This is a genomic window from Synechococcus sp. H60.3 (genome assembly GCF_047462295.1).
GTDB lineage: Bacteria > Cyanobacteriota > Cyanobacteriia > Thermostichales > Thermostichaceae > Thermostichus.
Map to the genome: position 1 here is coordinate 1 of NZ_JANSIY010000097.1, position 7,945 is coordinate 7,945.

The window sequence follows — 7,945 nt, forward strand, 5'->3', positions numbered from 1 at the left end:
ATCGCGCGGGCCGGTGTAGCGCAACAACAGGGGCTCCAACATCAGGCTGGATCCGCCAGTCACGCCGATAAGGGCTTCGCCGGCAAACCAGGCGGCAAACTCCTGGTCAGACATGAACTCCCCATCGGGTTGGGCACAGGTGGACCAGGCTATATCGCTAGGGCGGTAGAGACGGCGAGGGTTGACTACCGAAACAATTTTGCTGCCGATCCCCTGGGCCTGGAGCTGGTCAGCCGCCGCAAAGACTGGCAGGAGGATCATATCCCCCACCACGGCAAAGACCACAGTGCGGGATCCAGGCAGTTCCTGCAGCACAGTGCAGCCCTGCTCCACGGCTTGGCGCGCTTGTTCCAGGGTGGTGCGGATGGGCAGGGGGGTTTTGCTGGCAAAGATCGGGATCCCTTTGTTGAAGGTCGATAGGGCCCACTCGTAGGCGACTTGGGCACAGTTGGCGTCGGGGGGAAAGAGGGGGAAGATGTTGCCGTTGCGCATCATGGCCGCTAGATAGGCCTCGATTTCCGGGCGTTGGTGGGTCCAGCCGTTGCGTCCCTGTTCCAATGCTCCAGCTGTGAAGAGGGCAATAGCGGCAGGGGTGGGGCGGCGCAGCTCCGCCATCGCCTGGGTTACCGTCTGCCAGATGGGCAGTCCGTTGACGGCAAAGGATTCATAGGAGCACCAGAGGGAGCGCCCGCCAAAGAGCGCCAGGCCCCCTGTCAGGCCAGCACAGGCATCTTCGCTAAGGGGTTCGTAAACCTGGCCCTGGGGCTGTTGGTTGTAGAGGGGATCCACCGTGGGGTGGATGACTTTCAGGCCCTGGTTGACATTGGCAAGGCCGGAGGCCTCGTTGCCGTCAGCGTTGGCCACCAGAAAGTCAGGGTCTTTCTGCCCTACCTGCACCACTAGGGTGCCAATGGCCGTGGTGGAGACTTGCTTATCGCCGAGGGGGAACTCAGTTAAGTTGAGGGATCCCAGCGGCGGCAGAGGCCGGATAGACTCAGTGACCACCACCTTGGCTGCCGGCCCCCCAGCAGCCCGCTCGCAGTTTTGTCGCACCAGGGCCCAAGCTGCCGGATGCAGGGCCCGCGCTTGCAGAGCAGCCACAATGTCGGGGTTATCCAAGGTATGGTGGGCGTAGAGGTTGTGGGATTTGGATCCCTTGGCGTGCACGCCCGCCCCTTTCAGTTGCTTGAGGATGAAAACCGTCAGGTGGCCGCTTAGAGCTGACTGAATGGCCCGCTCCATTTCGGTCAGTACCCTTTGGGTAAAGGCCAAGCGGGCTTCCAGGGAAAAGAGAGTGCTGTCTACGTAGGGGCCAGGCTGCTGGGTATCGTCGAATTCCTTAGCATCCACCAGCACCACTTCCTCAAAGCCGTTGCCCCGCCAGTACTCAACCATCTGGGCGTTGGTGAGGGTGGAGATCATGCTGTGGTGCTCTTGGCTGTAGCCATTCCAGACCAGCACCGGCAGGAAGTTGGTGCGCTGCGGGAAGGCGGTGTGAAAGTGGATCATGGAGCTCACCACGTAGGGCTCCCCCAGCCCCCCATCGCCGATGGTGACAGGGAAGAGGCGATCCGGGTAAAGCAAAGCAGCGGCCATGGCAAAGTGCTGCCCCTGCCCAAGGGGCCCTGCCGGCGCCAGCAAGCCGGGGATGTAGCCAGAGAGGTGCCCCAGCAGCCCTTCCCGTTCCCGAAAGCGAGCCTGCAAGTCAGAGACGGTGTGGATGCCCATCTCGGCCAGGGATCCATCCAAGAACATGGCGGCATAGAAGCCGGGGGCGTGGTGGCCCACTTCGGTGGGAATGTTCTTTTGGCCCAGGTACACCAAAGCGGCATAGGCTTCCGCCTGGCTGGCAAAGCCCCCCGGGTGGCCCGAGGCTTTGCTGGCTGTCATCTGCAGGGTGAGGTAGCGCAGCGCATCGGCATAGAGCAAAGTTTGGTAGGCGGCCATGCGACTGCCGGGATCCCGCAGCTTGCCTGTGGCAGCATCGACTGCAGGTTCCTGGCCCAGGCGATCGAATTCCGGCCAGGGATCCCCAAAGTATTGGATCCCTTCGCAAAAGGCGGGAACTTGGGCAGTTGCCTCCTGAGCCAGCGTCATGGTCGAGCCTCACTCTTTGTCGGGTTACTCCTCACTTTAAACCTGATAAGGCCTTTTGGATGTTGTAAACTACCCGCACTCATGCTGACGTATAAAGTACGGGCTCTTGGTAGCCCTGCAGTTGACAAGCCAACCACGGACCTCTGGGCTGGTTTGCGGCAGCCCCCGAAAGCGCAATCACAAAGGACTCCGTCCCGCTGACGCCAGTGGAGATGCAGTGGTCCACCCACGCTTGAAAGCGCCTCTCCCTGCCAGACAGCCGTTGCAACAGTTGCCGGCACCTGCGCCGTGAACTGCATGTGCCCTGACTGGCTTTGTGTTGAGGTAGACGAGGTGTACACTTCCCAGGCAAGTTTCTTGGATAGGGATGAGCTACCTAACTACGGTGAAAGACCCGACCGGTGGCAAGCATCTGGGAAGTGGATAAAGCGGGGACTGTGCCAAACAGCCAAAGGGTGGTTAGTGAACGCTGATGCTAACGCTGCGGCTAACCTACTGAAAAAAGTAAGCAGAACTTTGGGGCTTTGCCTCGAGGGACTGTCTAAGGGCGGTTTGACAACACCTTTACAAGTCCGTTTGTGGGCTACTTAAGAATCTCCCGACTTCAGTCGAGGGAGTGTCAACTAGCTGTGCTCGGTGGCGGATTAGGAGCGGCAAAGCTGCTCCCTTCTGGAAAAGGGGAGTGTTCTGCGTGCATCTGAACGCAAAACTATCTGACTGCAAAACTTAGCCCCTTGCTGTGGGCATTGACCCTGGCAGCAAGCAGGAAGGGTGGACGGTTAAATTCTGTAGCTCACATGTGCCTCGACATCCAAGTGGACACTGTGACTTGGATGAAGCTATGGATCCCTGAGGCAGCAGGTTTCATCAGAAGCGATTTGTAGGTAAGGGATGCCTCCTTGAGCCAAGTGCGGCCGGCCCGTTGCTGCTCAATCTAGCTATCGCTTGCTGAGTTTGAGGGCTGATCTGGAGCAGAAAGCACCTTTTATGCTGAATGAGCATTTTAAGATGACATAACTGCATAATAGGTAACAAACGGTAGCACACATTACCAAAGATCTGGAGGCGACACCCCTATATTGGCCTGCGTGAAGGGCTTGAGCATGGCCGCGCCCTTCCCCGCTTGGCTGTCGGGATCCCTGAGGCGCCCAAGCTTTGCAACCCAAGCAACAAAGTCCTCGACTTTCTCCACCGTCACTTTGCCCAGGAGGAGTAAACCAGCTTCAGATGAGAATCAGCAATGGATAACGTGCGTAGCCTCTGTCCCTACTGCGGGGTTGGTTGTGGCCTGGAAATTCTGGCTGGCGGCACAAGAATTCGTGGGGATCGGTCTCATCCCTCCAGTCAAGGCATGGTTTGTGTTAAGGGTGCCACTCTTCTCGAAACCCTTGATCACAACCGTGCCACCGTGCCTCTTTATCGCTCCAGCCTCCGCGATGATTTTCAGCCGATTAGCTGGGATCAAGCGCTGGATTTGATCGTGGAGCGCATTCGCCAGAGTCGCCCCGAGCGAATTGCGATCTATGGTTCAGGGCAGTTGCATACTGAAGATTATTACGTTGCCCAAAAGCTACTCAAGGGCTGCCTGGGCAGTAATAACTTTGACAGCAACTCGCGCCTTTGCATGTCCTCTGCCGTGGAGGGCTACTGCCAAAGCTTGGGTTCAGATGGCCCTCCCTGTAGCTACTCTGACCTCGATAGCTGTGAGCTTGCCTTTTTGATCGGCACTAACACCGCTGAGTGCCACCCAATTTTGTTCAATCGCCTGCGCAAGCGCCACAAGAGTGACCCGAGTTTGAAGGTGGTGGTTGTGGATCCCCGCCGTACCGAGACGGCTGAGGGTGCAGATCTATATCTTGGGATTGCTCCGGGCAGCGACATTGATTTGCTCAATGGTATCGCCCACCTACTCATTCAGTGGGGGGCCATCAACCACGACTTCATTGCCCAACACACCGAAGGCTTTGAGACCTATGCAGCTCTGGTGGCCGAGTACACTCCTGCGCGTGTGGCTAGTCGCTGCGGCATAGAAATTGAGGATGTAATTGCCGTCGCTCGACTCTGGCAGCACTCCCGGAAAACCCTTTCCATGTGGTCAATGGGGCTTAACCAGTCCAGCGAAGGTACTGCCAAGGTTACAAGTCTTATCAATCTCCATTTGCTCACTGGCCAAATAGGCTTTGCGGGGGCAGGGCCGTTCTCGCTGACGGGGCAGCCTAACGCCATGGGCGGCCGAGAGGCGGGTGGCTTGGCCCACCTCTTGCCCGGCTATCGCAAGGTTACGAACCCGGAAGATCGCGCTGCTGTGGAGCAGCATTGGCAGCTTGGCCCAATCAATCCTGAGCCTGGCCTCGATGCTCTCGGGATGATTCGCGCTCTGGAGGCTGGCGCCCTGGATGTTTTCTGGATTGCCGCCACCAACCCGCTGGTGAGCTTGCCCGACCTGCACCGGGTAGCAGCAGCGCTCTCGCGATCGCCTTTCACGATTGTCCAAGATGCCTACTTTCCTACCGAAACCACTGCCTACGCGCATCTGGTGCTGCCTGCTGCTCAGTGGGGTGAAAAAACGGGCACCATGACCAACTCCGAGCGCCGCGTTACCCTCTGTCCGGCGTGGCGCCATCCCCCCGGTGAAGCACGGGCTGATTGGGAAATTTGGGCGGAAGTAGGCCGCCGTCTGGGCTTTGCCAAGGCGTTTAGCTTTGCCGATAGCGCAGCAGTTTTTGCCGAATATGTCGGTCTTACTGCTGGGCGTCCCTGTGATCTTTCTGGCCTCAGTCATGAGCTCCTGCACCAAGGCCCCCAACAGTGGCCTTATCCCCGTACTGGACCAATCGAGACCCGCAACCTCTATACCAATCACCACTTTCCAACGCCTACAGGTCGCGCTCGTTTCATCGCCAGTCATTCACACGGCCTTGCCGAACCACCGGATCCCGACTATCCCTATGTCCTCACTACAGGACGCCTCTATGGCCATTGGCACACCCAAACCCGTACTGGCCATGTAGCCAAAATCCGGGCAATGCACCCCCAGCCTTTTCTCGAGATTCACCCCCGTGATGCTGACAAGGTAGGGCTCACCGATGGCGACTGGGTAAGGGTTGAATCACGGCGAGGCAAGGCTACCCTCCCGGTTAAAATAACCCGGGCGATCAGCCCCGGCACGGTATTTATGCCGATGCATTGGGGACCATTGTGGGGTGAAGATACCGCCTGCAATGCCCTCACTCACTCGGTTGCCTGCCCTAGCTCGAAGCAACCTGAACTTAAAGCCTGTGCCGTCAGACTTAGTCGCATCGAACCCCTGTCAATCTAAGCCCACTTTATGTCTTGGGTAACGCGATGATCTTTCAGTTCGAGCAAGACTTTGCCGATAGCCTCCGCTGCATCCCTATGGTTGTGCGCTTGAAGCTGGATCAGTGTGGCATCAAACTCAAACTACATCAGTGGCTGCGTTTTAGTCGTCAGCAGCGCCAAAGCTTGATTGACCGACCAACTGATACTGCTGCCGACCGTGCTGCCTACCGCGAGTACCTGATTCACCTTATTGAAAATGTCTGCCAAGAACAAGCTAGTGAGCTGCCTGTTGATCCAAAACCGGCTTGGGAAGATGCCACCGCAATCCCTGCCAGCGTCCTTGAGCAAGCAGCAGCCAGGGGGGTTGTGCTGACCCTTGAGCTGTGGCAAAAGCTAACGCCCTTGCAGCGCTTTGCCCTCATTAAGCTTAGTTGCTCCAAGCACGAAAACCGTAACTTTGTACCTGCCTTTCAGGAATTCTCCTCACCCTGGAGCCAAGATAAGCACTGCTAGGGTAGGTGCAGCTCATACTCGGACACTCCATTCGTTGGCCTTACTTTCAGCGCTTATGATCAGCGTCCAAGAAGCTGAAGCCATTATCAAAGCCCAGTGGCTGCCACCTACAACCGAGTCGATCCCAATCGCGAGGTGCGCAGGCCGGGTTCTTGCTGAGCCGATCTATGCCGATCGTGACTACCCGCCGATTAACCGCGTCATGGTGGACGGCATTGCCATTAACTACGCTGCCTATGCCGCTGGGCAGCGCCGCTTTAGGGTTGCGGGCATGGCTGCCGCTGGGGTAAGCGCTGCCACGCTGGCCGACCCGCAGCAGTGCTTCGAAGTGATGACCGGCTGTCCCCTGCCGCTGGGTAGCGATCTTGTCGTCCCCTACGAGCAGATTAGTATCGAGTGGGGAGTCGCTACCATCACCTATGAAGTTGAGCGCAGCAGAGGTGATTTTATTCATCGACAAGGCAGCGACTGCATCGCAAGGGCACTCGTTCTCCACCCCGGCATTACCCTCAAGAGCGTTCATATCGGCATTCTAGCCTCCTTCGGCTACAGCCATGTCCAAGTCGAAGCAGTTCCCCGCGTCAAACTTGTAGCCACAGGTGATGAATTGGTCTCCATCGAGCAAACTCCCACACCCTATCAACTGCGATGCTCCAACGCTTACGCCCTCAGAGCTGCTCTCCTCGCCTACGGTTACACCGAGGTCGAGATTGACCACATCCCCGATGATTCGGCTAGCATTATCGCCCACTACCAAACTAACACCCAAAGCTATGACCTCTTGATTTACACCGGCGGTATCTCGAAGGGAAAACGCGACTACTTACCTCGAATTTGGCAACATTGTGGCGTTACTGCCTATATTCACGGTGTCGCCCAAAAACCGGGCAAGCCGATGTGGTTTGGCATTGATCATCAAGCTAACACCATTGTCTGGGGGCTACCAGGCAATCCTGTCTCAGCTCTTGTGTGTCTGCATCGCTATCTGCTGAACCGCACCGTTTATTCCGGCTATCTGGGTGAGACCATTACCTTTGAGCCTAATCTCACTTTTTTTGTACCTGCCAAGCTTGGTAGCAACCAAGCCCTCACACTAATCATGCCTCAGAGCTCTGGCGACTTTGTTGCTCTGGCAACCAGCGATGGCTTTGTAGAGCTCCCCCAAGATCAAGTGGTCTTTAAGGCTGGCGAAGTCTTTTTATTCTATCCCTGGTACTAGGATGCAACTAGTTGATCAATGGAACCGCCGCATTCGCAAGCTGAGGGTCTCCCTGACCGATCAATGCAACCTGCGCTGTCGCTACTGTATGCCCCTGTATCCTGGGTTCATGGACAAAAGCAGCTATCTAAGTCCGCAGCAATACAAAGACATTATCGGTGAGCTGCTGGACTATGGCATCGAGGAAGTTCGTATCACAGGTGGCGAACCTCTGGTTCGGCGCGAGTTTGCCGAAATCATGCAGGGGCTTGCTGAGCTGAAAATTCCCTCCCTCAGCCTCACGACCAATGGAGTGCTGTTGCACCTCTACTGGGATGTCCTTAAAGCTGCCAATGTTCATAATCTTAACATCAGTCTCGACAGCCTTCAGCCTGCTACTGAAGCCTGGATCACACACCGAGACTGCCTTGCCGATATTCTTCGTAATATCCGGGAGGGTATTGCTCAGGGGTTTAGCATCAAGCTCAACACAGTTCTGATGCGCGGCGTCAACGATCATGAGCTGTTTGATTTTGTTGAATTTGCTCGCGAGACAGGTGTGACAGTTCGCTTTTTGGAGCTGATGCGGATTGGCTATGCCAACCATATTTATGATGAGCGCTACATTTCAGCACAAGAGTGTATTGCTCGCCTAAAGGAACGCTATACCCTAACCCAGCTGCCGACGGTACCTGATTCTACAGCATTCTACTTCACAGTCGATGGGGCTGCCAAAATCGGATTTATTGCCTCCGAGTCGCAACCTTTCTGCAGCACCTGCTCGCGCTGGCGCTTGACCGCCGATGGACGTCTCTTTGCTTGCCTATTTACCGAAAA

At 56.5% G+C, this 7,945-nt stretch carries 5 protein-coding genes and 1 pseudogene; 4 read left to right on the forward strand and 2 right to left on the reverse strand.

The genetic code is table 11. The annotated features are described in order from the left end of the window. Together NW841_RS10035 and NW841_RS10040 are read right to left on the reverse strand one after the other, a co-directional pair. A partial coding sequence (locus tag NW841_RS10035) for a phosphoketolase (protein ID WP_414386240.1) occupies nucleotides 1-2,097 on the reverse strand: 2,097 nt, incomplete at its 3' end. A gap of 79 nt (nucleotides 2,098-2,176) precedes the next feature. Continuing rightward, nucleotides 2,177-2,419, reverse strand: a pseudogene (locus NW841_RS10040) (hypothetical protein); the annotation flags it as partial. 918 nt (nucleotides 2,420-3,337) lie between these two features. Here NW841_RS10040 and NW841_RS10045 point away from each other — a divergent pair. The 4 genes from NW841_RS10045 to moaA form a co-directional block, all read left to right on the forward strand. Then, complete coding sequence (locus NW841_RS10045; RefSeq protein WP_414386241.1) at nucleotides 3,338-5,416, forward strand: molybdopterin oxidoreductase family protein; 2,079 nt, start codon at nucleotides 3,338-3,340, stop codon at nucleotides 5,414-5,416. Nucleotides 5,417-5,442: 26 nt separating this feature from the next. Then, complete coding sequence (locus NW841_RS10050; RefSeq protein WP_414386242.1) at nucleotides 5,443-5,910, forward strand: nitrate reductase associated protein; 468 nt, start codon at nucleotides 5,443-5,445, stop codon at nucleotides 5,908-5,910. A gap of 55 nt (nucleotides 5,911-5,965) precedes the next feature. Further along, entirely contained in the window at nucleotides 5,966-7,129 is a 1,164-nt protein-coding gene (locus tag NW841_RS10055; RefSeq protein ID WP_414386243.1) for a molybdopterin molybdotransferase MoeA, read from the forward strand. A gap of 1 nt (nucleotide 7,130) precedes the next feature. After that, nucleotides 7,131-7,945 (forward strand): GTP 3',8-cyclase MoaA (gene moaA / locus NW841_RS10060; protein WP_414386244.1); only part of this gene is annotated, 815 nt, incomplete at its 3' end.

Bases quoted from the DNA above. Each gene is read 5' to 3' on its own strand.
- NW841_RS10045 (WP_414386241.1), top strand. From the start codon at position 3,338: ATGGATAACGTGCGTAGCCTCTGTCCCTACTGCGGGGTTGGTTGTGGC.
- NW841_RS10050 (WP_414386242.1), top strand. From the start codon at position 5,443: ATGATCTTTCAGTTCGAGCAAGACTTTGCCGATAGCCTCCGCTGCATC.
- NW841_RS10055 (WP_414386243.1), top strand. From the start codon at position 5,966: ATGATCAGCGTCCAAGAAGCTGAAGCCATTATCAAAGCCCAGTGGCTG.